General features: G+C 69.2%; 21 protein-coding genes. 17 read left to right on the plus strand and 4 right to left on the minus strand.

Features of this window, described 5'->3' with window-relative positions:
* Positions 1-13: 13 nt before the first annotated feature.
* Positions 14-475, plus strand: a complete 462-nt coding sequence (locus FHW79_RS23795; protein WP_183181193.1) for an SH3 domain-containing protein — start codon at positions 14-16, stop codon at positions 473-475.
* A 31-nt stretch (positions 476-506) separates the two neighbouring features.
* Here the strand turns inward: FHW79_RS23795 and FHW79_RS23800 are convergent, their stop codons facing one another.
* Positions 507-2,585 carry a methyl-accepting chemotaxis protein gene (locus FHW79_RS23800; RefSeq protein ID WP_183181194.1) on the minus strand — a complete coding sequence of 693 codons (2,079 nt, stop codon included), beginning with the start codon at positions 2,583-2,585 and terminating at the stop codon, positions 507-509.
* 244 nt (positions 2,586-2,829) lie between these two features.
* On the opposite strand from FHW79_RS23800, the gene FHW79_RS23805 reads away from it, so the two are divergent.
* From FHW79_RS23805 to rpmB, 5 genes are all read left to right on the plus strand, one after another.
* The gene (locus tag FHW79_RS23805; RefSeq protein WP_282184020.1) at positions 2,830-4,689 is read left to right on the plus strand and encodes an ABC transporter ATP-binding protein/permease; all 1,860 of its coding nucleotides are present in this window, start codon (positions 2,830-2,832) and stop codon (positions 4,687-4,689) included.
* Between the two features lie 26 nt (positions 4,690-4,715).
* The gene (locus FHW79_RS23810) at positions 4,716-5,318 is read left to right on the plus strand and encodes a biliverdin-producing heme oxygenase (RefSeq protein WP_183181195.1); all 603 of its coding nucleotides are present in this window, start codon (positions 4,716-4,718) and stop codon (positions 5,316-5,318) included.
* A gap of 94 nt (positions 5,319-5,412) precedes the next feature.
* A complete protein-coding gene (meaB, locus tag FHW79_RS23815; protein WP_183181196.1) occupies positions 5,413-6,411 on the plus strand; it encodes a methylmalonyl Co-A mutase-associated GTPase MeaB in 999 nt (332 codons plus the stop codon).
* Positions 6,412-6,606: 195 nt separating this feature from the next.
* Entirely contained in the window at positions 6,607-7,413 is an 807-nt protein-coding gene (locus FHW79_RS23820; RefSeq protein ID WP_183181197.1) for a phasin family protein, read from the plus strand.
* Positions 7,414-7,577: 164 nt separating this feature from the next.
* On the plus strand, positions 7,578-7,880 hold the full coding sequence (gene rpmB / locus FHW79_RS23825) for a 50S ribosomal protein L28 (protein ID WP_014198082.1): 303 nt from the start codon (positions 7,578-7,580) through the stop codon (positions 7,878-7,880).
* A gap of 195 nt (positions 7,881-8,075) precedes the next feature.
* Here rpmB and FHW79_RS23830 read toward each other — a convergent pair whose 3' ends face one another.
* Together FHW79_RS23830 and FHW79_RS23835 are read right to left on the minus strand one after the other, a co-directional pair.
* Positions 8,076-8,849, minus strand: coding sequence for a hypothetical protein (locus FHW79_RS23830; RefSeq protein WP_247884571.1), 774 nt, complete (start codon positions 8,847-8,849; stop codon positions 8,076-8,078).
* Positions 8,850-8,923: 74 nt separating this feature from the next.
* Positions 8,924-9,484 carry a RecX family transcriptional regulator gene (locus FHW79_RS23835; RefSeq protein WP_040133851.1) on the minus strand — a complete coding sequence of 187 codons (561 nt, stop codon included), beginning with the start codon at positions 9,482-9,484 and terminating at the stop codon, positions 8,924-8,926.
* A gap of 80 nt (positions 9,485-9,564) precedes the next feature.
* Between FHW79_RS23835 and FHW79_RS23840 the strand changes: the two genes are divergently transcribed.
* The 6 genes from FHW79_RS23840 (at position 9,565) to FHW79_RS23865 (ending at position 15,470) form a co-directional block, all read left to right on the plus strand.
* On the plus strand, positions 9,565-10,368 hold the full coding sequence (locus tag FHW79_RS23840; RefSeq protein ID WP_035678066.1) for an ABC transporter permease: 804 nt from the start codon (positions 9,565-9,567) through the stop codon (positions 10,366-10,368).
* Between the two features lie 150 nt (positions 10,369-10,518).
* Positions 10,519-11,673: an aspartate aminotransferase family protein gene (locus FHW79_RS23845; protein ID WP_183181198.1), complete on the plus strand. Its 1,155-nt coding sequence runs from the start codon at positions 10,519-10,521 to the stop codon at positions 11,671-11,673.
* Complete coding sequence (gene argF / locus FHW79_RS23850; RefSeq protein WP_149651079.1) at positions 11,673-12,587, plus strand: ornithine carbamoyltransferase; 915 nt, start codon at positions 11,673-11,675, stop codon at positions 12,585-12,587. Before FHW79_RS23845 ends, argF begins: the two co-directional genes overlap by 1 nt.
* A 111-nt stretch (positions 12,588-12,698) precedes the next feature.
* On the plus strand, positions 12,699-13,646 hold the full coding sequence (locus FHW79_RS23855) for an Hsp33 family molecular chaperone (protein ID WP_247884572.1): 948 nt from the start codon (positions 12,699-12,701) through the stop codon (positions 13,644-13,646).
* A gap of 79 nt (positions 13,647-13,725) precedes the next feature.
* Positions 13,726-14,313: a hypothetical protein gene (locus FHW79_RS23860; protein ID WP_183181200.1), complete on the plus strand. Its 588-nt coding sequence runs from the start codon at positions 13,726-13,728 to the stop codon at positions 14,311-14,313.
* Between the two features lie 485 nt (positions 14,314-14,798).
* Entirely contained in the window at positions 14,799-15,470 is a 672-nt protein-coding gene (locus tag FHW79_RS23865; RefSeq protein WP_183181201.1) for a hypothetical protein, read from the plus strand.
* A gap of 118 nt (positions 15,471-15,588) precedes the next feature.
* Here the strand turns inward: FHW79_RS23865 and ahcY are convergent, their stop codons facing one another.
* Positions 15,589-16,893 (minus strand): adenosylhomocysteinase, encoded by a 1,305-nt coding sequence (gene ahcY / locus FHW79_RS23870; protein WP_174439554.1) that lies wholly within the window; start codon positions 16,891-16,893, stop codon positions 15,589-15,591.
* A gap of 218 nt (positions 16,894-17,111) precedes the next feature.
* Between ahcY and FHW79_RS23875 the strand changes: the two genes are divergently transcribed.
* The 5 genes from FHW79_RS23875 to FHW79_RS23895 all read left to right on the plus strand — a co-directional run bounded on the left by FHW79_RS23875 (position 17,112) and on the right by FHW79_RS23895 (position 23,348).
* Complete coding sequence (locus FHW79_RS23875) at positions 17,112-17,870, plus strand: phosphatase PAP2 family protein (protein ID WP_183181202.1); 759 nt, start codon at positions 17,112-17,114, stop codon at positions 17,868-17,870.
* Between the two features lie 74 nt (positions 17,871-17,944).
* Positions 17,945-18,508, plus strand: a complete 564-nt coding sequence (locus FHW79_RS23880; RefSeq protein WP_183181203.1) for a hypothetical protein — start codon at positions 17,945-17,947, stop codon at positions 18,506-18,508.
* 22 nt (positions 18,509-18,530) lie between these two features.
* Positions 18,531-18,902: a hypothetical protein gene (locus FHW79_RS23885; protein WP_183181204.1), complete on the plus strand. Its 372-nt coding sequence runs from the start codon at positions 18,531-18,533 to the stop codon at positions 18,900-18,902.
* A 251-nt stretch (positions 18,903-19,153) separates the two neighbouring features.
* A complete protein-coding gene (locus FHW79_RS23890) occupies positions 19,154-20,680 on the plus strand; it encodes a glycosyl transferase family protein (RefSeq protein WP_183181205.1) in 1,527 nt (508 codons plus the stop codon).
* 370 nt (positions 20,681-21,050) lie between these two features.
* Positions 21,051-23,348 (plus strand): TonB-dependent siderophore receptor, encoded by a 2,298-nt coding sequence (locus FHW79_RS23895; RefSeq protein ID WP_183181206.1) that lies wholly within the window; start codon positions 21,051-21,053, stop codon positions 23,346-23,348.
* Positions 23,349-23,381: the final 33 nt, after the last annotated feature.

A 23,381-nucleotide genomic window follows, 5' to 3' on the forward strand; every position in this document is an offset into this window, starting at 1 on the left:
GACAGAGTCCGTGATGACCAGACGCCTGCGCCTCGTTCCCGTCTCCCTCGCCGTGGCCTGCGCGGTGATGCTGACCGCCTGCCAGACGGGCCAGCGGACCAACCGCGCGCCCGTCGTGCAGGGGACCGCCAGCGCATCCCCGGCCGGGCTCGACACCGTCTCCGGCGAGTGGGAAACCGACAAGACCACCGCGCTGCGGTCGCAGCCGAGCAACGGCGCCCCCATCGTCGCCACCTTCCCGCCCGGCCAGCCCCTGAAGGTTCTGGGCCGCGCCCGCGGCACCGACTGGGTGGCGGTGCAGGCGGTGGGGTCGACCGCCTATGTGCGGATTCATCTGCTGCGCCTGCGCGGCAGCGCGCCCATCCAGACCGCCCGCGGCACGACGACGACGGTCGCCAAGCCGGAGGACAACGCCGGCCCCTCGATCAAGGCCGCGCCGCGCCGCAAGATCGAGGCGACACCGATCGCCAATTGAGGCGGGGTGGGGGCAATGATCACTTCGACCCTCAGAACTCCTTCCAGTCGTCGTCCTCGCTGACGTTGCGCTTGAGCGCGGCGCCCGAATGGGCCACCGCGCGCGGCGCCGGCTTGGCCGCGGCGCGGGCGGAGCGGGGCGCCGGGGCGGCCGGACGCGCCATCGGCGCCACATGCCGCAGTGCCGCAGTGGTGGCCGCGACGGCGACCGGCACGGCGCGCGGGTCCAGCTTGAAGAAGCCGATCAGCCCCTTCAGGTCGTTCGCCTGACCGGCCATGGCCTGAGCGGCGGCGGTGGTCTCCTCGACGAGCGCGGCGTTCTTCTGGGTCATCTCGTCCATCTGCGAGACGGTGGCGTTGATCTCGTCGAGCGCCGCCGCCTGCTCGGAGGAGGCCGAGGCCATCTCGGCGATCAGCCCGGCGACCTGCTGGACGCCCGACACGATGCCCTCCAGCGCGTCGCCGGCCTTCTTGACCAGCTCCACCCCGTCCTTCACTTGGGCGTCGCTGTCCAGGATAAGGCCCTTGATCTCCTTGGACGCCTGGGCGGAGCGCTGGGCGAGGTTGCGCACCTCCTGGGCCACGACCGCGAAGCCGCGCCCGGCGTCGCCGGCCCGCGCCGCCTCCACCGCCGCGTTCAGCGCCAGCAGGTTGGTCTGGAAGGCAATCTCGTCGATCACCCCGATGATGTCGGTGATCTTGCGGCTCGACGCCTCGATGCGCTTCATCGCGTCGATCGCCGAATCCGCCACCGTGCCGCCGGACTCCGCGGCGGTGCGGGCGTCGGCGGCCATGCCGTTGGCGCGCTGGGCGTTGTCGGCGTTGGAGCGCACCGTCGCCCCCAGCTCCTCCATGCTCGCCGCCGTCTCCTCCAGCGAGGACGCCTGCTGCTCCGTCCGCTCCGCGAGGTCGGAGGAGCCGATGGAGACCTCGCCCGCCGCCGAGGCGATGGTGTCCGCCGCCTGGGTGATCTGGCCGACGATCTCCGACAGCTTGGCGGAGGTGGCGTTGACGTCGGTTTTCAGCGTCTGGAAGGCGCCCTCGTAGTCGCGTTGCACCCGCTTGTTGAGGTCGCCCTGGGCGAGCGCGCTGAGCACCGCGCCGAGGTCGGCGATGACCGCCTCCACCGTGTCGGTCAGGCGGTTGATGCCCGCCGACATGGTCTTGTAGAAGCCGTCCTTGCCGGCCAGGTCGAGGCGGCGCGACAGGTCGCCCTTCGACACGCCGTCGATCAGCGCGGCGATCTCCTCGCCGATCGCCGCCTCGCGGGCGCGCTGCGCCTCGTCGGCGCGGCGTTCGGCCTCCAGCCGCGCGCGCTCGGCCTCGTCCATCGCCTTCTTCTGGATGGCGTTGTCCTTGAACACCTGCACCGCCTGCGCCATCTGCCCGATCTCGTCGCCGCGGTCGAGGCCGGGAACGGCCACCTCCAGCTTGTCGGCGGCGAGGTCGTGCATGGTCGCGCTCATCGCCCGCACCGCGCCCATCTGGCGGCGGACCAGGAAGAAGCTGACCAGGCCGAAGGCCAGCGTGACCAGCGGCGCCACCACCAGGATGGTGCGCTCCACCTCGTCCACCACCCTCATCACGTCGGCCCGCTTCAGCCCGACGAACAGCACGCCGACCACCGAGCCGGAGGCGTCGAGCAGCGGGTCGTAGGAGGTGAAGTAGCGCTCGCCCAGGATGTCGGCCTCGCCGCGGTAGGGCTTGCGCTGGGTGATGACGCTGTCGAAGACCGGCCCGGCGCCCAGCTTCGTGCCGTTGGCCCGGCTGCCGTCGGGGTTCTGCACGGTGGTGGCGACGCGGGTGTCGCCGCGGAACACCGTGGCCGCACCGCCGGTCAGCTCGCGGATCTGGTCGACCATGCGGGTGTCGCCGTCGACCCGCACCGATCCGATATAGAGCGCGCCGTCGCGCAGGCTGTAGTCGGCGCCGTTCTGCTTCAGAAGCATGTGGGCCAGAGCCATGCTGCGCTCCCGCTGCTCCTGCGCGGAGGCGGCGCTGCGGTCGCTCAGCACGTGGCTGGAGGCCAGCGTCAGCACGATGGCCAGGATGAACAGCCCCAGCACGTTCAGCAGGGACAGTTTGGCGGTCAGGGAGAGGTTTTTCAGCACGTTCGGCCCTATGCGGCAATCGCTCCGCAGCCCTCGCCGACGGAGATAGACAATAAGTCTAATACGGTTTTATCCATTCGTCCGCTTGCAATTTTTCAGAGATCGATTCCCGCCGGCCGTGTGGAAAGGCTCCGGCAAACCGCCATGCAGCCGGCGCACGGCCCGTCTTCCTTGGTTGGCGCGGCAACTGGCCCTAGGTTAGGGCAGCCGCCTTTGGCAACCGACCCCTTTCCCGGACCCTTCCATGCGCCGCCGCACCAGCAACCCCAGCCCGGCCCCCTCCTATGCGGAGGCCGCGTCCAGCACCGGCGACATGGCGGCGCTGCGCTCGCTCGTCCCCTATCTGTGGCCGCATGATTCCGTCGAGACGAAGCTGCGCGTGGTGGTGGCGCTGGTCCTGCTGGTCGGTGCCAAGGTGGCGAACGTTTGGGTGCCGCTCTTCTACAAGCGGGCGGTCGACGCCCTGTCGCCGGGCGACGCCGGGGCGTTGGTGACGATTCCGCTGGGGCTGATCGTCGCCTACGGTCTGGCGCGGGTCATGTCGCTGGTCTTCGCCGAACTGCGCGACGCGGTGTTCGCCAACGTCGCCCAGCGCACCATCCGCAAGGTCGCCCTGTCGGTCTTCCAGCATCTGCACGCCCTGTCGCTGCGCTTCCATCTGGAGCGCCAGACCGGCGGACTGACCCGTTCGCTGGAGCGCGGCACCCGCGCCATCGAGACGCTGCTGCGCTACGCCCTGTTCTCCATCGTGCCGACGCTGGTGGAGATCACGCTGGTCTGCGTGATCCTGTGGCGGATGTTCGACGGCTGGTTCGCGCTGGCGACCTTCGCCACGGTGGGCAGCTACATCGCCTACACCTTCTTCGTGTCGGAATGGCGCATCCAGTTCCGCCGCGCCATGAACGAGACCGACAACAAGGCCAACACCAAGGCGGTGGACAGCCTGCTGAACTACGAGACCGTCAAGTATTTCGGCAACGAGGGGCACGAGGCCCGGCGCTACGATCAGGCGCTGGCCTCCTACGAGCAGGCGGCGGTCAAGAGCCAGCGCAGCCTGTCGCTGCTGAACATCGGCCAGTCGGCGATTATCTCGCTGGGGCTGGCGGTGGTCATGGGCATGGCGGCGCGCGGCATCGTCAACGGCACGATGACGCTGGGCGACTTCGTGCTGGTCAACACCTACCTGCTCCAGCTCTACCAGCCGCTGAACTTCTTCGGGGTGGTGTACCGCGAGATCAAGCAGGCGCTGATCGACGTGGAATCCATGGTGACGCTGCTGTCGGTGGACCGCGAGGTGGCCGACCAGCCGGGCGCCCCGGCGCTGGCCATCACCGGGGGCGAACTGCGCTTCGACGGGGTGGAGTTCGGCTACGATCCGCGGCGTCCGATCCTCAAGGGGGTGAGCTTCACCGTGCCCGCCGGGCGGACGGTGGCCATCGTCGGCCCGTCCGGGGCGGGCAAATCGACCATCGGGCGCCTGCTGTTCCGCTTCTACGACGTGTCGGGCGGCGGCATCCTGATCGACGGGCAGGACATCCGGGAGGTGACCCAGCAATCGCTGCGCGGCGCCATCGGCATCGTCCCGCAGGACACGGTGCTGTTCAACGACACGGTCTATTACAACATCGCCTACGGCCGCCCCGGCGCCAGCCCGGCGGAGGTCGAGCAGGCGGCGCGGCTGGCCCACATCCACAACTTCATCATGGCGCTCCCCGACGGCTACGAGACCACGGTGGGGGAACGCGGGCTGAAGCTGTCCGGCGGCGAGAAGCAGCGTGTCGCCATCGCCCGCACCATCCTGAAGAACCCGGCGATCCTGCTGTTCGACGAGGCGACCTCGGCGCTCGACACCCACACCGAGCGGGAGATCCAGGCGAACCTGCGCGAGGTCAGCCGGGGCCGCACCACGCTGGTCATCGCGCACCGCCTGTCCACCGTGATCGACGCCGACGAGATCCTGGTGATGGAGGCCGGGCGTGTGATCGAACGGGGACGCCACACGGAACTGCTGTCGCGCGGCGGCGCCTATGCCGCATTGTGGGCGCGGCAGCAGGAATCCTCCCAGGGGCCGGAACCGGTTCCCGAAGTCCTCGCCCCAACCTGACCCAATAGACATGACGGAGCATTTTCTTGGGACCCGTACGGCAGGCGTTGCGCGAAGCGACCCGCGACATCCATGAGCGGCTGGACCGGGCGGCGGTGCTGCGCCCGCTGACCAGTCCGACGATCACCGTGGACGAATACCGCGACGCCCTGATCGCCCTGCACGGCTTCAACGCCCCCATCGAGCGGGCGTTGGGCGAGCGGGCGTTGGGCGAGCGGGCGTTGGGCGAGGGGGCGCTGGGTGAGGGCGCCGAGCGGCTGGACCTGCTGCGCGCCGATCTGGCCGATCTGGGGGTGGATGCGGACTCATTGCCGGTGGCGGGGGCGCTGCCGGCGCTGGACGGCGTGCCGGCGCGGCTGGCGGCGCGCTATGTGCTGGACGGTTCCGCCCATGGCGGGAGGGCGATGCTGCCCAACGTCACCCGCGCGCTGGGCTTCGACGCCACGCACGGGGCGCGCTTCCTGGCCTCGGCCGGGATCGACATGGCCGGCCGCTGGAAGGCGCTGCTTGCCCGGCTGGAGAGCGATCTGGAGGCGCCCGAGTCGGCGCAGGCCGCCTGCGCCACGGCGGTCGCCCTGTTCGCCGCGCTGGAGGTCTGGCTGGACGGTTTGGTCGCCAAGCCCGCCTGAATGCCGACGAGCGATGGCGGATGGACGCAGCGGATCGACGCAGTGGGTCGATGAGGGGCTTCACCGCGCCCGCCGCGCCCGCTAGGTTCCCTGCATGACCACCGCCCCCGCCCTCAACACCCCCGCCGCGCTCGCCGACGCGGTGCTGCGGGGTGACCGCCGCGCGCTCGCCCGCGCCATCACGCTGATCGAATCGACCCGGCGCGACCACCGCGCCCAGGCCGACGCCCTGCTGGAGACGCTGCTGCCCCACACCGGCAACTCGGTGCGGGTGGGCATTTCCGGCGTGCCGGGGGTGGGCAAGTCGACCTTCATCGAGGCGTTCGGGCAGCACGTCATCGCGCGCGGGCACAAAGTGGCGGTTCTGGCCATCGATCCGTCGTCGCAGCGCACCGGCGGTTCCATCCTGGGCGACAAGACGCGCATGGTCGACCTGTCGCGCGAGCCGAACGCCTTCATCCGTCCGTCGCCGGCCGGCGCCACGCTGGGCGGCGTGGCCCGCCGCACGCGCGAGGCCATGCTGGTCTGCGAGGCGGCGGGCTTCGACGTGATCGTGGTGGAGACGGTGGGCGTCGGCCAGTCGGAGACGGCGGTGGCCGACATGGTCGACCTGTTCATGCTGCTGCTGCTGCCCGCCGGTGGCGACGAGCTTCAGGGCATCAAGAAGGGCATCGTCGAACTGGCCGACCTCGTGGTCGTCAACAAGGCGGACGGCGATCTCGCCAACACGGCGCGGCATACCGTCGCGGACTACCGCCACGCGCTGACCCTGCTGCGGCACGGCGACTGGCGCGTGCCGGTGCTGAGCTGCTCGGCCATCACGAAAGCCGGCATCGATTCGGTGTGGGAGACCATCGGGGAGCACAAGGCCATCACCGAGGCGTCCGGAGTCCGCGCCACGCGCCGCGCCGAGCAGGCCCGCGCCTGGCTGTGGAGCGAGATCCGCGAGACGCTGGTGGACGCCTTCAAGGGGCATCCCGCCGTGCGCGCCGACCTGTCCGCGCTGGAATCCCGCGTCACCGGCGGCGCCGTCACCCCCACCGCCGCCGCACGCATTCTGCTTGAAAAGTTCCTCGGGCGCGCGGTGGAGTAGGTCCTTTCGGGTATGCTGCACCGCAACATTTCCGTTGCGCGACGATTCTCCCGTGCATAAGGTGGCGTGGGCGGGAAAGGAGCGCCTTCGTGGCGCTTGGGCGAGAGGTTTGCCCGCAGTCTCCTGGGGTATGAGCCGGAGTTGACTTGTCCGACACCGCCTCCGCGTCGAGTCGTCAACGGGAGACCTTAGGACATGGCCGCCAACTTTCTGGATCTTTTCGAGCGCTTCAATCCCCTCGCCCTGTCACCGCTGGGCAAGGCGAACGCCGAGACCTACGCCGCCCGCGGGACGCGCGTCGCCGGCGTGATGCAGGACGGTTGCCGCCGCCTGCTCGACGGCGTGACCGCCGGCATCGGCGAGACGACCCACCTCGCCGGCGAATTCGCCAAGGTGCGCAGCCCGGCGGACCTCGTCGCCGTGCAGCGCGAATGGGCGACCGTCGCCCAGGCCCGGGTCGTCAACCAGGTGCAGACCGTTCTCGACGTCTCCTCGAAGATCGCCGCCGAACTGGGCGTCAGCCCGGTGACCCTGACGCCGGCCGCCCCGGCGCCCAAGGCCGCTCCGGTCGCCGCCCCGGTTCCGGCTCCGAAGGCGGTCGCTCCGAAGGTCGAGGCCCCCAAGGTCGAAGCGCCCAAGGCTGAGGAGAAGAAGGCCGAGGCGGCTCCCGCCCCCGCGCCGAAGAAGGCTCCGGCGGCCCGCAAGGCTCCGGCCAAGGCCGCCGCTCCCAAGGCCGCTCCGAAGGCCGAGGCGCCCGCTCCGAAGGCGGAACCGGTGAAGGCCGAAACGCCGAAGGTCGAGGCGGTTGCCGCCCCGGCGCCCAAGGCCGAGGAGAAGAAGACCGAGGTGAAGGCCGCCCCGAAGGTTGAGGAGAAGACGGCGGACGTGAAGGCTGAAGCTCCGAAGGTCGAAGCTCCCAAGGCCGACGCGCCGAAGCCGGAAGCGCCCAAGGCCGCTCCGAAGGCTGAGGAGAAGAAGGCCGCCGCTCCCGCCGCCCAGTAATCCCACCGGATCGCGGTCCCCGCCGGCCCGGGGACCGTCGATCGGCGCGCGCCCGTCTCTTCCTTCCTTGACGGGCGCGCGCTTGTTCGACTATAACGCCGCCTCCTTCGGGCGGTATGCTGCCCGGGACCGGGTTTCATTTGCTAAAATAAAGGATCACTCCGATGGCACGTCGGTGCTCCGTGACCGGCAAGGGCACGCAGTTTGGCAACAACGTCAGCCACGCCAACAACAAGACCCGCCGCCGTTTCCAGCCGAACCTGCAGGAAACCGCGCTGCTGAGCGACGCTCTGGGTCAGATGGTGCGCCTGCGTATCTCCACCAACGCGATCCGTTCGATCGAGCACAAGGGCGGCCTCGACGCCTTCCTGCTCGACGCGAAGGACGACGTCCTCAGCCTGGAAGCGCGCCGCCTGAAGCGCCGCATCGCCAAGGCCCAGGACAAGCAGCAGGCCGTCGCGGCCTGAGGCTGACCGCCTGGAGGCGCCGGAGCGCGTCCAGGCGATTCTGGTGACGTCACCGCGGGGCGGCAAACTCCGCGGCCGGGTGTCAAGCCCCACACCAGGACGACTCCGACTCTCGGTTGCACCGAACCCCGGTTGAGAGTGCCGCGCGCATCGCCGAAAGGCGTTGCGCGCGTTTTGTCGTTTCCGGGGGTTGCCCTAAAACGACCGCTGCACGCCCAGCAGCAGGCGGTAGCGCGGCGAATCGGGGCCGAACCCGACGCCGATGCCGGCACCCACGGCGAGGTCTTCGCCGACGAGATGCCGGACGCCGGCCTCCACGAAATTGTCGGCCTTGCCACGCTCCGGCGACTGCTCGCGCACCACGTCGAAGGCCACGGCGGTGGCCGGGCCGACCGGGGCGTTCATCCCGGCCGCCATGATGAAGCGGTTGTCGCGCTCGCCCGGCTCCGGATCGAACCGATGCCGCCAGGACAGGTTGGCGTGCAGGCGCGGTGCGCTGGCGGCGGTGCCGAGCGGCTGGGTCAGGCGCCCGGTGATCCCGGCCTCGGTCGTTTTGCTCCCCGACCCGTAGGGGATGCTGACCAGCGGCTCCACCGAGAGGCCCAGCCGTCCCTGCGAGGGTGCGAGGATGTTGTATTCGGCGGACAGCTTGACGTCGCCCTGCTGCGCGTCGTCGGCGTTGCCGACGCGGTAGCCGGGATTGGCCTTCAGCGCCAGGCCGTCGGCGACGCCGACCTGGAGTTCCGGGTCGAAGGTCAGGCGGTTGCGCCCGCCGTCCCCCTTCAGCCGGTCGAAGAAGGCGCGGACCTTCACGTCGACGCTGCCCTTCTCGATGGCCGCGGCGTCCTCGACGGTGACCGGCAGTTCCGACGACAGCGCCATGCGCTCGTCGTCCTGCGCGCGGGCGGTCCCGACGGCAGTGAGCAGCCCGGCGGCGAGGGTGAGGCCCGCGAGGGCGGCGTGGCGCATGTCTGCTTTCCCGAACCGGTGGCGTTTGCCGAACAACAGCCGGGCGGGGCGAACGGGCCGCGGAGGGGAGGGGGTTACTCCACCGAGTCGGGGTCTTCGGCGTCCACCACCCGCCGGGCGATGTCGTAGGCGAAGCCGGCGCGGCCCAGCGCCGCCAGATCCTTGTCGCGGAACTCCGCGCGCTTCTCCGGCAGGCGGTAGGGGCCGAGCCGGCGGCGGCGGGCCAGCGCCAGGGCGGCGGTCAGGTTCAGGTCGCCCTCCACCTCCTCGTCCAGCGACTCCAGCGCGCGGTCGGCCTCGTCGCGGCCGATGCCCTTGGCGGACAGCTTCTCGCGGATGGCGCGGGTCGAGGTGCCGCGGCGGTGCAGGCTGGCCGCGCGCATCTCCGCGTACGCCGCGTCGTTGAGCAGGCCGCTGCGCAGGTAGCGGGCGATCAGGTCTTCGACCCAGCGCGCCCCCTCCGCGGGATCGGTGCCGTGGGCCTGGGCGGAGCGGTCGACCTTGCGCATCAGCACGCGGCGCAGGCTGGCCGAGGAGCTGGCGAAGCGCTGGAGATAGTGCAGGGCCGCGTTCTCCAGATACTGGGCGGTGACGCGGCGCGGCGGCTTGCGGGCCGGCGGCTGGTCGCGGGTCATGGCTGTCTCCCGTCCGGGGGCGGTTGCCGGAACGGGCGGCGCGCCCTAAAGTCCGGTCCATTCCTGTGAATCGTGGTGCGATGACTCATCCTCTCCCTCCCATGCCCCGCCAGGTCGGCGCCGTCAACTGGGTCGGCCTGTGGACCCTCTACGCGCGCGAGGTGCGCCGGTTCCTGAAGGTGCACCAGCAGACCGTCTGGGCGCCCGTGGTCACCACCCTGCTGTTCTACGCCGTCTTCGCGCTGGCGCTGGGTGGTGCCGTGCGGATGATCGGCACGGTGCCCTATCTGGAGTTCCTGGCGCCTGGCCTGATCATGATGGCGATGGCTCAGAACGCCTTCGCCAACACCTCCTCCTCCGTGGTGATCGCCAAGGTCCAGGGCAACATCGTCGATATCCTGATGCCGCCGATGGCCCCGCTGGAGCTGGCCTTCGGCTTCGTCATGGGCGGGGTGACGCGCGGCCTGCTGGTCGGGCTGGTCACCGGGCTGGCGATCTGGGCCTTCGTCCCGGTGCGCATCGCCCATCCGGAGTTCGTGATCTTCCACGCCCTGATGGCCTCCATGCTGCTGTCGCTGCTCGGGCTGGTCGGCGGCATCTGGTCGGAGAAGTTCGACAACATCGCGGCGGTGACCAACTTCGTGGTGACGCCGCTGTCCTTCCTGTCCGGCACCTTCTATTCGGTGGAAACGCTGCCGCCGGTGTTCTGGTGGATCGCCCATTTCGACCCGTTCTTCTACATGATCGACGGCTTCCGCTACGGCTTCATCGGGCGGTCGGACGGCACGCTGGGGATCGGGATTCTCGTGATGCTGGCCGTCAACGGCGGCCTGTGGTGGCTGGCGTGGCGCATGCTGAAGACGGGCTACAAGCTCAAGGCGTAAATTCGCCGGAATCCGGCCGAATTCAGCCGGTCGGCGTAGCCAATCCGTTGACAGGGTGAAGTGACATCTTGATATTCGACGGTTCCCGGCGGGCGAGGGTGTCCGCCGGGCTTTCCTCATTTGGAGGTTTTCGCTGTGATTCCGGTCGTCATGCCCACATATGCCCGCGCCGACATCGTGTTCGAGCGCGGCGAAGGTCCGTATCTGTACGCGACCGACGGGCGACGATTCCTCGACTTCGCCGCCGGTGTGGCGGTGAACGTCCTCGGCCACGCGAATCCCTATCTGGTCGAGGCGCTGACCGCCCAGGCCCACAAGCTCTGGCACACCTCCAACCTGTTCCGGGTCGCCGGGCAGGAGAGCCTCGCCAAGCGGCTGACCGAGGCGACCTTCGCCGACACCGTGTTCTTCACGAACTCGGGCGCCGAGGCGTGGGAATGTGGCGCCAAGCTGATCCGCAAATACCATTACGAGAAGGGCGACAAGGCCCGCACCCGCATCATCACCTTCGAGCAGGCCTTCCACGGCCGCACGCTGGCGGCGGTGTCGGCGGCGCAGCAGGAGAAGCTGATCAAGGGCTTCGGCCCGCTGCTCGACGGCTTCGACCTCGTGCCCTTCGGCGATCTGGAGGCGGTGCGCGCCGCCATCACCGACCGCACCGCGGCCATCTGCCTGGAGCCGATCCAGGGTGAGGGCGGCATCCGCACCGGCTCGGTCGAGTTCCTGCGCGGCCTGCGCGCGCTGTGCGACCAGCACGGGCTGCTGCTGTTCCTGGACGAGATCCAGTGTGGCATGGGCCGCACCGGCAAGCTGTTCGCCCATGAATGGGCCGGCATCACGCCGGACGTCATGGCGGTGGCCAAGGGCATCGGCGGCGGCTTCCCGCTGGGCGCCTGCCTCGCCACCGAGACGGCGGCGTCGGGCATGACCGCCGGCACCCACGGCTCGACCTACGGCGGCAACCCGCTGGCCACCGCGGTCGGCAACGCCGTGCTGGACAAGGTGCTGGAGCCCGGCTTCCTCGACCATGTGCAGCGCATCGGCGGCCTGCTCCAGGACCGTCTGGCCGGGCTGGTGGCCGAGAACCCGGCGGTCTTCACGGGCGTGCGCGGCAAGGGGCTGATGCTCGGCCTCGCCTGCGGCCCGGCGGTCGGCGACGTGGTGGCGGCGCTGCGCGCCAACGGCCTGCTGTCGGTTCCGGCGGGCGAGAACGTGGTCCGGCTGCTGCCGCCGCTGAACATCGGCGAGGCCGAGGTGGAGGAGGCCGTGGCCATCCTCGCCAAGACCGCCAAGGAGCTGGTGTGATGTCCGCCGTCCGTCATTTCCTCGACATCGACCGGCTGGACAAGGCGACCCTGCGCCAGATCCTCGCCATGGCCGCGACCATCAAGAAGGACATCCCGGCCTACCGCTCGCTGTTCGCGGGCCGCACGCTGGCGATGATCTTCGAGAAGCCGTCGACTCGCACCCGCGTCTCCTTCGAGGTGGGCATGCGCCAGCTCGGCGGCGACGTGGTGGTGCTGAAGCCCGACGACATGCAGCTCGGCCGCGGCGAGACCATCGGCGACACCGCCCGCGTGCTGTCCCGCTACGTGGACGCGGTGATGGTCCGCACCATGGGCGAGGAGCGCGTGCACGAGCTGGCCGAGTTCGCCTCGGTGCCGATCATCAACGGCCTGACCGACCAGTCGCACCCCTGCCAGATCATGGCCGACGTGATGACCTTCGAGGAGCATCGCGGCCCCATCGAAGGGCGCACGGTGGCCTGGATCGGCGACGTGAACAACGTGGCGGTGAGCTGGGTCCATGTGGCGGTGCGCCTCGGCGTGGAGATCCGCCTCGGCTGCCCGGAGATCTACGGCCCGGCGCCGGAGCTGCTGGACTGGGTGAAGCGCGAGGGCGGGCGGATCACCGTCACCACCTCGCCGGAGGAGGCCGTGCGCGGCGCCGACTGCGTGGTCACCGACGCCTGGGCCTCCATGCACAACACCGACGTGGACGAGCGGGCGGCGGTCCTGGGTCCCTATCAGGTCAACGAGGCGCTGATGGATCTCGCCGCCCCCGACGCCCTGTTCATGCACTGCCTGCCCGCCCACCGCGGGGAGGAGGTGACCGACGGGGTGATCGACGGCCGGCACTCGGTCGTCTGGGACGAGGCGGAAAATCGCCTGCACGCCCAGAAGGCCATACTGGCATGGTGCCTCGGCGCCACTATTTAAGAGCACTTGGGGCTAAGAGCCCTTGGAATTGGAGTCATGGCCCGGCGCCGCCCCCTGCGATGAGCGGGATGGCGGCGCCGGGCCATGGCCTGTCGTAACTTCGAGGACATCATGGACGATCCTTCCGTCCAACCGATCGCCGACGATCTCGTTCTGCCTTTCCAGATCGAGGCGTCGCGCCTGCGCGGCCGCATGGTGAAGCTGGGCCCCGCGCTGGACGAAATCCTGACCCGCCATGCCTATCCAGAGCCGGTCGCCCGCTTCCTGGCCGAGACGATGACGCTCGCCATGCTGCTGTCCAGCATGCTGAAGTACGACGGCATCTTCACGCTCCAGACCAAGGGCGACGGCCCGGTCCGGCTGATGGTGGCGGACATCACCTCGGTCGGCGACATCCGCGCCTACGCCCAGTTCGACGAGGAAGCCCTGGTCAAGGCCGGCGACGACGTGGCCATCGCCCCGGCGCCGGCCCTGCTCGGCAAGGGCCACATCGCCTTCACCGTGGACCAGGGGCCGAACACCGAGCGCTACCAGGGCATCGTCGAGCTGTACGGCAAGACGCTGGCCGACTGCGTGCAGCATTATTTCCGCCAGTCGGAGCAGATCGACACCGGCCTGACCGTGTCGGTGGACCAGGAAACCCTGCCGGACGGCAGCAAGGGCGCCTGGCGGGCCGGCGGCATCATGATCCAGCGCCTGCCGCAGGACGCCACGGAAAAGGTGCTCGGCTCCGGCGACGAGGACGCGTGGCGCCGCGCCATGGTCCTGCTGTCCAGCACCACCGGCGACGAGCTTCTCGACCCCGAGCTGCCGGCCCGCGACCTGCTGTTCCGCCTGTTCCACGAGGACGGCGTGCGGGTGTGGCAGCCCAAGGCCCTGCGCTTCGGCTGCCGCTGCTCGCGCGAGCGGGTGTCGGACATGCTGTCCAGCCTGCCGCGGGACGAGGTGCAGAGCCTGAAGATCGACGATGGGCGGGTCGAGGTGGTCTGCCAGTTCTGCTCCACCGCCTACCACTTCGACGACGCGGACCTCGACCGGGTCTACGGGACGGCGAAGTAGGGGGCTCCAGGTTCCGGATGCGCTTGGGAAACGGCGCGGCTATAGTGCCGCGCCGTTTTTCCGTCTCACCGGAGCGATCATGCCCACCCGCCGTTTCGTTCTCGCCGCCGCTCTCGCCACCGTGGCCTTGACGGCCTGCCAGAGCACGCCGCCGCGTCCGGCGGCCCGGCCCATCGACTATTCCAACTTCGGCCCGATCGTCCTGAACGCGGGCGGCGTCGACGTGGTGGACGCCCACCGGCCGGCCGGCACCGCCGTCGACCAGCGCATCCCCCTGCCGCCCGCCGAGGCGGTGCGCCGCTGGGCCAACGAGCGGCTGCAGGCCGCCGGTGGGCCGGGCCGCGTCCGCGTCACCATCCGCGACGCCAGCATCGTCGAGGTTCAGCTTCCCAAGACCGGCGGGGTGAAGGGCTACTTCACCAACGATCAGGCCCAGCGCTACGACGGGCGGATCGAGGTCGAGATCAGCGGCGAACTGCCCGGCGAGACGACCTACCGCGGCATGACCAAAGCGACCGTGACGCAGTCCACCACCGTGCCGGAGAACATTTCGGTGGCCGACCGCGAGGCGACCCTGCAGGATCTCGTCCGCCGCATGATGGACGACCTGAACGCCCGGCTGGACGCCGGCATCCGCAAGGATCTGGCGCCGATGGTGCGGCGCTGATGCGACCCACGCCGTCCGGCGCGGCCTAATCCGGATGGCGGGTCAGGGCGGCGGGGCCTTGGGGTTGCTCAGGGCCTTTCGCCGCGGCGCATAAGATGAAAATCAGTGTTGCGGTACCCGCAAGTTCGGACTAGCCTTGATCGATCGTCAGGGTGCTCCCGAGTGGGAAGCCTTTTTGTTTTTTCCGGGGGCGGGTGAGCAATGGTTCTTTCGGCCTTCCAAGAGACGAACGATTCCGCCGCAGACACTCCGACCCAAGGCGCGATCCGCAAAAACTCCCGCGTTGCGCCGACAAGGACCGAACGGACCGGTGACTCGACGTCGCAAAGCCTCGGTGCCGCGTACCTGAACGCGCCCCGTCCGGAGCGTATGATGCCGGGTGAAGGGTCCAAAGTCACCATGTTCGATGCCCTTCTTCCGAAGGGGTTCCGCCAATCATTCGACCAGCACACCAACCGGAACCGCATCGGGTAACGCCATCCTTCATGGGGAGCCACGTCGATTATCTGCGCGAGCCCGTCGCGCACGCTTACGCAGTTGCCGCGATCGCGTCAGCGGGACGTGCAATACCCCTCGACGACCTCAACTTTTTCCTGGCCGACGGTCTGACGCGCGACATCGCGGATCGCAGCATCGCCAGCCAGCCCCTTTTCGTCGCCTATGAGACCACCTTGCGGTCTTTGCGGCGCGATCCCGGCACGTCGGGTCGCGCCTATGCGCTGCTGTGCGCCTGTTCGGGAATCACCTACCAGACGGTTCTGGCCGATCAGGCTTGGGTGGAAAGGATGCCCGATCCCATCGACGGCTCCTTCGACTTCCAGGGGGTGGGGAGGCGCTTTTTCCGGGCGGCCTTCGCCGCGGTCCTGGTGGGCCGCTTGTGGGGGCAGATCTCCTCCCGGGCCGTCGAGCGCGACCGCGACCTCTTCCAACGGCTGAGTCTGAGAGTGGCTACCGAAGAGCAGGTCGCTTTGGAGTGTGCCGCGCTCGCGCGGGATCTGGTCGGCGTTCCCGGTATCGCCGGGCCTGACAACCCCATCCTGATGCAGGCGTTCGACGACGCCTTGGCCCGTTCAGCGGGTGGCACGCTGGTGCAGCGCATGGAAGCGGTCCACACGGCAATCCGGGGGCTGATCGACGATCTGTGCCGGCGCCGCTGAGAAGACGGCTTGGCCATCGTCTGAAAGGGGGCGCCGCATTCGCTCCATGAAAAAGGGCCGCCCCATGGGGCGGCCCTTTCCGTTCCGATCCGTTCGGACCCGGTCCGTCCGGACCCGCTTAGTAGCGGTAGTGGTCCGGCTTGAACGGGCCTTCGACCTTCACGCCGATGTACTCGGCCTGCTTGGCCGAAAGCGTGGTCAGCTTGGCGCCGATCTTGTCCAGATGCAGGCGGGCGACCTTCTCGTCCAGGTGCTTCGGCAGGACGTAGACCTTGTTCTCGTAGCTGGCGGCGTTGGTCCACAGCTCGATCTGGGCCAGCACCTGGTTGGTGAAGCTGGCGCTCATCACGAAGCTCGGGTGGCCGGTGGCGCAGCCCAGGTTCACCAGGCGGCCCTGGGCCAGGACGATCAGGCGCTTGCCGTCGGGGAAGACGACCTCGTCAACCTGCGGCTTGACCTCTTCCCACTTGTAGTTGCGGAGAGCCTCGATCTGGATCTCGCTGTCGAAGTGGCCGATGTTGCAGACGATGGCGCGGTCCTTCATGGCGCGCATGTGGTCCAGCGTGATGACGTCCACATTGCCGGTCGCGGTGACGAAGATGTCGCCCTGCGGGGCGGCCTCGTCCATCGTGACGACCTGATAGCCTTCCATGGCGGCCTGGAGCGCGGTGATCGGATCGATCTCCGTCACCAGGACGCGGGCGCCCTGCGAGCGCAGCGAGGCGGCCGAGCCCTTGCCCACGTCGCCGTAGCCGGCGACCACGGCGACCTTGCCGGCCACCATCACGTCGGTGGCGCGCTTGATGCCGTCGACCAGCGACTCGCGGCAGCCGTAGAGGTTGTCGAACTTCGACTTGGTGACGCTGTCGTTCACGTTGATGGCCGGAACCTTCAGCGTGCCCTTCTTCATCATCTCATAGAGACGGTGGACGCCGGTGGTGGTCTCCTCCGACAGGCCGCGGACCTCGGCCAGCATCTCCGGATACTTGTCGTGCATGATCTGCGTGACGTCGCCGCCGTCGTCCAGGATCATGTTCGGGGTCCAACCGTCCGGACCGCGCAGCGTCTGCTCGATGCACCACCAGAACTCCTCCTCCGTCTCGCCCTTCCAGGCGAAGACCGGGATGCCGGCGGCGGCGATGGCGGCGGCGGCCTGGTCCTGGGTCGAGAAGATGTTGCACGACGACCAGCGGACGGTCGCGCCGAGAGCGGTCAGCGTCTCGATCAGCACGGCGGTCTGGATGGTCATGTGCAGGCAGCCGACGATGCGGGCGCCGGCCAGCGGCTTCGTCTCGCCGAACTCCGCGCGCAGCGCCATCAGGCCGGGCATCTCGGTCTCGGCGATGGTGATTTCCTTGCGGCCCCACTCGGCGAGGCTGATGTCCTTGACCTTGTAGTCGGTGAAGTTGGCGGGCGCGGCCATCGGGGAGTCTCCTGGGCGGCTGTTTGCGGGACAGCAATGAAAAGGGGCGGGCGCACCGGCCCGCTGTGGCGCTGGTGTAGCAGCGCATTCGGAACCCCGCAAGCATAAAGATATCTTTATGTTTGCGGTGCGACGGCGTGGCCTTGCCCGTTTCGTTTCCGCGGACCTTTTTCATGCGGGTCCGCGTTCCCATAACCGTTTTGCGACGGACGGGAGGCATGGGACGGGCGATGGCGCTGGCAGGATTGAGAGCACCCGGTTTCTGGACGAGGCTCGGCCGGCACGAGTTGCGGCTTCTCGTCGGCATGGCGGTCAGCGCCGGGCTGATCCTGGCCTTCGCCCTGCTGGCCGGCGAGGTGATCGAGGGCGAGACGGCGGCCTTCGACCGCGCGGTGCTGATGGCGCTGCGGGTGGCCGGCGATCCGGCGACGCCGCTGGGGCCGCCCTGGCTTCACAACGCGGCGCGCGACGTCACGGCTTTGGGCAGCATCACCGTGCTGTCGCTGATCACCGCGGTGACGGTGGGCTTCCTGCTGCTTCGGGGGAAGCGCGGGGCGTCGCTCCTGGTGCTGCTGTCGGTCGGCGGCGGCATGGCGATCAGCGGCCTGCTGAAGAACCAGATCGGCCGGGAGCGCCCGGACATCGTCCCCCACGGCGACATCGTCTTTACCGCCAGCTTCCCCAGCGGCCATTCGCTGCTGTCGGCGGTCGTCTTCCTGACGCTGGGCGCGATGCTGGCGCGCTTCGTCGAGGGGAGGCGGCAGAAGGCCTATGTGCTCGTCGTGGCGATGGCGGTGACGCTGCTGGTCGGCAGCAGCCGTGTCTATCTGGGCGTCCATTGGCCGACTGACGTTCTGGCGGGTTGGTGCGTCGGGGCGGGTTGGGCCGCGCTGTGCTGGCTCGTCGCCCTGTGGCTGCAAAGACGCGGTGCCGTCGAACCGGAGGGTGAAGCCGGAACGGTGCCGGATCGCACTTGACCCCACCGGGCCTCAGCCGATATTTCGGGTTATCCCGTCGATCAACCCACAGCATGTCGATGCCCGAAGGCCCATTGGACCGTGAAACCCTGCAAGCCGTCGGCGTGCTGAAGCGCGCCGTGGACGAGGCGCGGGTGCCGGGTGTGCTGGAGTTCCGCCTGCTCTCCAGCGCGTTGGAACGCACGCTGAAAACGGAAGATCTGGATGAACTGAACGAGGCCAAGCGCGTTTACGAAACGCTGGACGGCGAATGCCGGACGCTGGTCGTGGAGCGCGCCACCAGCCTCGCCCATGCCGAGGCCGCCGAACGGCGGGCACCGCACGAAGACCCGGAGACGGTGCCCGTTGCCGTGGCGCAGCCGCTGCCGCCGGCATCACCGCCCGGGGGGCCGTCTTCAGGGCCGCCGCCGGGGCTGCGCGGCGGCCGAACGATGCGTCCGGCCACCGGCTTCCTGGCGGCGCTGAACGGCGTGCGCTCCGCCTCGCGGAGCCAGCCGCTGGGCCAGCGGACGGTGGACGGGACGCCCGACAGCCGCGCCACCGCGAAGTCGCGGCTGATGGCGGCGGTGGAGGAGCGGCGCGAGACCGACCAGGGCGCACGGCACCTTTCCGGAGGTCCGGTGTCGGACGGCGACTGACAGAGATGAGGATGATCACAGAATGACAGCGTTCAGGGTCGGGGATCAGGTGACGATCCACAACAGCCAGACCGGCCCGGAGAGGATCGCCACCGTCGATGCCTTCACCGAGGGCAACCGCTGCATGGTGCTGTCCGACGGCACCAAATGGCGGGCGGACGGGCAGCGCCAATGGCGCGTCGGCAGCGGCTACTACAAGGGGCCGGTGGTCGAGCGGACGCGGCCCGGCGACGTCGACATCGTGACGCGGCGCCGTGCCATCGGCGTGATCCGCAAGTTCGCCCAGGACCTGAACATGGACAGCCCCCTGGACGCGGCGGCGCTGACGCGCATCGTCGAGCGGATTCAGGCGGAGCAGGCCGCGGCCCCCAAGCCCGTGGCGTCCGAGGACTAAAGCGAACTTCCGTTCGCTTTAGACTCATATCGCCTCATTCGCCGGCGGGCTCCGGTCGCATGTGCGACCGGAGCCCGCCGGCGCGGTCCAAAGCGGATTGCAATCCGCTTTAGCGACCACAGACCCCCGGTCCCTTCCTCCGGGCATGGAAGGGGGAAGGGCATGCGTGTTGCGTTGGCATGCGAATGCGTATCATTATCATGGTATGCAGCCGTGAACCGGCCAGGCAACCGCATTCGGGCTGAAATCTCATGACGGTCAAGAGGAAGGACGCCGCGCCGCGTCCGGAGGCGGAGGGATCCGGTCCGGGCAAGGCCACTCTCCAGGACCAGGAAAACCGCCTGACCCGCGGACGCATCATCGTCGCGCTGGACGCGCTGCTGGCGAAACGGAACGTCACGCTGGCCGCCCGCGATCTTGGTCTTCAGACTTCGGCGCTCAGCCGGCTCCTGGCGCAGATGCGCGAGGAGTTCGGCGATCCCCTGTTCATCCGCTCGGGTCGCGGCCTGGTGCCCACGCCCTTCGCCGAGGCGTTGCGCCCGCGCGTCCAGGCGCTGGCCCGCGGGATCGATGCCCTGTTTGAACCGTCGTCGGGCCGCCCGGGGCTCGACGAGACCTTCGACCCCCGCTGGAACGTGCCGACCGCCGTCGTGGTGCCGCCGCTCCAGGTCCGGCCCGCCGGCCTGCTGGAGGGGCAGCCGTCACCGGCCCAGATCGACGCCAAGCTGGAGGGAATCGCGCCGGACGCCCCCGCGCAGGACCGTCTGGCCCGTCACATCGGCGTGCTGGGCATCGCCGGGGGTGGTCATGGCCGCCCGCTGACCGCCGAGGAGGCGGAGGAGGCGATGACCATCATCCTGGCGGGCGAGGCCGATCCGGTCCAGGTCGGCGCGCTTCTGGGCATGATGCGGATGCGCGGCTCGACCGCGCCGGAACTGGCCGGGATGGTCCGGGCAATGCAGGCGCATGTCGCCGCCGGGCTCGGCCGGACGATCCAGGCGGACATCGACTGGCCCTGCTTCACCTCGCCCAACTACCACAACCCGCCCTGGTTCTTCCACGCGGCGCGGCTGGTCGCCCAGGCCGGCCACCGGGTGCTGCTGCACGGCGGCACGGGGTGCAGCGCGGCCTCCGGCCGCTACGAGTTCATCGCGCCCACCGTGGGCATCCCGGTCTGCACCACCGCGCGGGAGATCGCGGCGGCGCTGGCGACGCAGCGGATCGCCTACGCGCCGCTGGCCGCCCTGTCGCCGCAGATCTACCGGCTGATCGGGCTGCACCGCCTGACCCAGACCCGCTCCGCCGTGTTCGAGGCCGTGCATCTGCTGAAGCCGGCCAAGGCCAAGACCTCCCTGTTGGGCGCGGCGAAGCCGACCTACCGGGAACTGCACCGTGACGCCGCCCGCATCCTCGGCTGGAAGCACATGGCCGTGCTGGGCAGCGTGCGCGACGTCGCCCAGTTCACGCCCTTCCGTCCCTCCTCCATCCACCGTCTGGTCAACGGCGAGGCGGAGGACCTCATCCTGCCCGCCTGCATGGAGGAGCCGCCGCCGACGCCGCGCCCGCGCGGCACCAGCCTGGAATATTGGCAGGGTGTGTGGACCGGTGCCGTGCGCGACGCACGGGCGGAACGCATCATCATCGGCACTGCGGCCTTCGCTCTGTTCGCCCTTCCCGGCGCCACCGGATCGGCCTTCGCCGACGCCCTGCGGCTGGCCGAAGGGCTGTGGAAGGCCCGCCTCGGGCAGGCCGTTGCGGCCGCGCGAATTCCAGGCTGACGTATAAAAGACGTTCGGCCCGAGGCCGATCAGCATATTGAGAATAATTCTTATTATCGATGTTGCCGTGTGGCAACAGTGGGGTTCCTCCCGTCCGTGCCAGGGTCTGCGGAAGCCGTTGAGGAGACCTTTTAAGTCATTGAAGAGAAAACAGAAAAAGCTTTTCGGCGGGGCATTGCGCGAACCGCCGGGAAGCCCATTATGAGCCTCCGACAAACTGCATATCCCTGCATGCGCTGGGGCCGAATGACGGTGATTTTGCAATTTAGAATTATTCTGAATGATCGCCGTTGATGGGGGCGCCGCCCCGCTTGGTAGATAGCCGCCGCTGATCGGCGCATCCGCCACGACGATTTTTCGGGAGAGCCCCATGTTGCAATCGAATGTCCCCGACCGCCTCCGACCCATCATCGCCGGCGCCGCCGCGACGGCGGGGCTGGCGATGTCCTTCTCCACCCTGGCGACGGTGGCCGAGGCGCAGACGGCCGGAACGGGGACCGGGATCGGCGCCGCGCCGGGCACCGCGGCCGGTGACGCCACGGTCCTTGACCCGGTCCGGGTCGGCGCCGACCGTCCGGCGGACACCGGCAACGTGAACGCCAAGCCCACCGGCATCTCCCGTCTGCCCGACACCGTCAAGGACACGCCCCGCGTCGTCAACGTCGTTCCGGAAGAGATCATCGAGCAGCAGCGCGCGACGACGCTGGAGCAGGTCCTGCGCAACGTCCCCGGCATCACCATCTCCACCGGCGAGGGCAACGGCGGGCAGAACGGCGACCAGTTCCGCATCCGTGGCCTGACCGCCCGCGGCGACATCTACACCGACGGCCTGAAGGACTTCGGCGTCTACACCCACGACGTCTTCAACACCGAGACGGTGCAGGTCTTCAAGGGCCCGTCGGGCAACGGCTTCGGCGTCGGCAACTCCGGCGGCGTCATCAACCAGGGCACCAAGAAGGCCGGCCTGGACAAGCGCTACAAGGTCGAGCAGTCGGTCGGTTCCGGCCCCACCTACCGCACCACGGTGGACGTGAACCAGCCGATCAACGAGACGACGGCGCTGCGCATCAACGGCCTGTACCACGACCAGGACGTCGCCGACCGCGACGAGGTCGAGGCCAAGCGCAAGGGCATCGCCGCCGACCTCGGCGTCGGGTTGGGCACCCCGACGACCTGGCACCTGAACTACGCCTACCTCGACGGCGATAAGATCCCGGACATGGGCGTGCCGATGATCCGCGGCCGCGACGGCACGTTCCGCCCGGCGCCCGAGTTCGGGCTCGACCGCTCCACGTCCTACGTCCGCAACCAGGACCGCGACGACACCGACAACCACGTCGTGACCTCGACCCTGGCCCACGAGGTCAGCAAGAACCTGTCCTTCTACAACGACAGCCGCTACAGCCATTACGAGCGCGACTTCGTCTCCACCGCCCCGGCGGCGCTGACCGCGGCCAGCAGCACGCTCTTCCTGAACGGCGGCAACCCGGTGATCGCCTACGGCGCCGGCGGCGGCCTGGCCTTCAAGCAGAAGGGCTGGGGCGTGCAGAACGTCGCGGGCGCCAAGGCGGAGGGCAACTTCCTCGGCCTCTACCACAAGGTCAACGGCGGCCTGGACCTCAGCTACCAGAAGGACGAGCGGCGCGGCGGCACCTGGGTCAACCGCACCAACACCCAGACCATCCGCAACCCCAGCCACAACTACCCGGCCAACGCCTTCCTCACCTACCCGGCGACCGGCGTGCGCGAGTCCAGCGTCGCCAACACCGGCCTGTTCATCACCGACCGCGTGTGGCTGTTCGAGCAGCTTTCGGTGCAGGGCGGCCTGCGCTGGGATTACTTCCGCAGCACCTTCCGCGCCTCCGACCCGACGGTGGCGGGCGGCAGCGCCAGCACCCGGACGCTCAGCCCGTCGGCCAGCCTGATCTACGAGCCGACCAAGGACGCGTCGCTGTATGTCTCCTACGCGCGCTCCAACAAGCCGATCGGCGTGGACATCGCGGCGCAGCTCACCAACGGCACGGCGGAGACCCCGCGCAATGGGCGTGACTTCGATCCGGAGAAGACCGACCTCTACGAGATCGGCGGCAAGGCCGACTTCCTCGGCGGGCGGCTGGGTCTGAACGGCGCCCTGTTCCAGATCGAGAAGAGCAACACCTATTCGGTCGACCCGGCCACCGGCACGGTCACCGACGGCTTCTCCGAGGCCGGTCTCGGCACCCGCATCCGCGGCTTCGAGGCCGGGGTCAGCGGCAAGGTGGTCGAGGGCTGGAGCGTCTACGCCAGCTACGCCTACCTCGACGGGGAGATCAAGGAGTCGCGGACCAACGCGGCGGTCGTCGGCAACGAGGCGCCGAACGTGCCGAAGCACAACGCCAGCCTCTGGTCGACCTACGAGTTCGCTCCCGGCGTCGTGCCCGGCAAGGTCATGGTCGGCGGCGGCATCCAGTACGCCTCGGAATACTGGGCCGACAGCGCCAACACGGGCCGCGTGCCGGAGACGGTCTCGCTGGACAGCGTGGTGTCCTACGAGATCAACAACCTGTCCCTGGCGCTCAACGCCTACAACCTGACCGATCACCGCAACTACGCCTCGGCCTTCAACGCCTCGCGCGCGGTTCCGGCCTCGGGCCGCACCTTCATGCTGACCGCCGGCGTCACCTTCTGATTCCGGCCAGGCCGGACCGTGTTCCCGGACCAT

It is taken from the genome of Azospirillum sp. OGB3, assembly GCF_014192915.1.
GTDB lineage: Bacteria > Pseudomonadota > Alphaproteobacteria > Azospirillales > Azospirillaceae > Azospirillum.

Excerpts from the sequence above, each read along its gene's own strand:
- rpmB (WP_014198082.1), top strand. The coding sequence starts at position 7,578 with ATGGCACGTCGGTGCTCCGTGACCGGCAAGGGCACGCAGTTTGGCAAC.
- ahcY (WP_174439554.1), bottom strand. The coding sequence starts at position 16,893 with ATGGCCGCGCCCGCCAACTTCACCGACTACAAGGTCAAGGACATCAGC.
- FHW79_RS23895 (WP_183181206.1), top strand. The coding sequence starts at position 21,051 with ATGTTGCAATCGAATGTCCCCGACCGCCTCCGACCCATCATCGCCGGC.
- FHW79_RS23890 (WP_183181205.1), top strand. The coding sequence starts at position 19,154 with ATGACGGTCAAGAGGAAGGACGCCGCGCCGCGTCCGGAGGCGGAGGGA.
- FHW79_RS23885 (WP_183181204.1), top strand. The coding sequence starts at position 18,531 with ATGACAGCGTTCAGGGTCGGGGATCAGGTGACGATCCACAACAGCCAG.
- argF (WP_149651079.1), top strand. The coding sequence starts at position 11,673 with ATGTCCGCCGTCCGTCATTTCCTCGACATCGACCGGCTGGACAAGGCG.
- meaB (WP_183181196.1), top strand. The coding sequence starts at position 5,413 with ATGACCACCGCCCCCGCCCTCAACACCCCCGCCGCGCTCGCCGACGCG.
- FHW79_RS23875 (WP_183181202.1), top strand. The coding sequence starts at position 17,112 with ATGGGACGGGCGATGGCGCTGGCAGGATTGAGAGCACCCGGTTTCTGG.
- FHW79_RS23795 (WP_183181193.1), top strand. The coding sequence starts at position 14 with ATGACCAGACGCCTGCGCCTCGTTCCCGTCTCCCTCGCCGTGGCCTGC.
- FHW79_RS23860 (WP_183181200.1), top strand. The coding sequence starts at position 13,726 with ATGCCCACCCGCCGTTTCGTTCTCGCCGCCGCTCTCGCCACCGTGGCC.
- FHW79_RS23865 (WP_183181201.1), top strand. The coding sequence starts at position 14,799 with ATGGGGAGCCACGTCGATTATCTGCGCGAGCCCGTCGCGCACGCTTAC.
- FHW79_RS23845 (WP_183181198.1), top strand. The coding sequence starts at position 10,519 with ATGCCCACATATGCCCGCGCCGACATCGTGTTCGAGCGCGGCGAAGGT.
- FHW79_RS23805 (WP_282184020.1), top strand. The coding sequence starts at position 2,830 with ATGCGCCGCCGCACCAGCAACCCCAGCCCGGCCCCCTCCTATGCGGAG.
- FHW79_RS23835 (WP_040133851.1), bottom strand. The coding sequence starts at position 9,484 with ATGACCCGCGACCAGCCGCCGGCCCGCAAGCCGCCGCGCCGCGTCACC.
- FHW79_RS23855 (WP_247884572.1), top strand. The coding sequence starts at position 12,699 with ATGGACGATCCTTCCGTCCAACCGATCGCCGACGATCTCGTTCTGCCT.
- FHW79_RS23840 (WP_035678066.1), top strand. The coding sequence starts at position 9,565 with ATGACTCATCCTCTCCCTCCCATGCCCCGCCAGGTCGGCGCCGTCAAC.
- FHW79_RS23820 (WP_183181197.1), top strand. The coding sequence starts at position 6,607 with ATGGCCGCCAACTTTCTGGATCTTTTCGAGCGCTTCAATCCCCTCGCC.
- FHW79_RS23830 (WP_247884571.1), bottom strand. The coding sequence starts at position 8,849 with ATGCGCCACGCCGCCCTCGCGGGCCTCACCCTCGCCGCCGGGCTGCTC.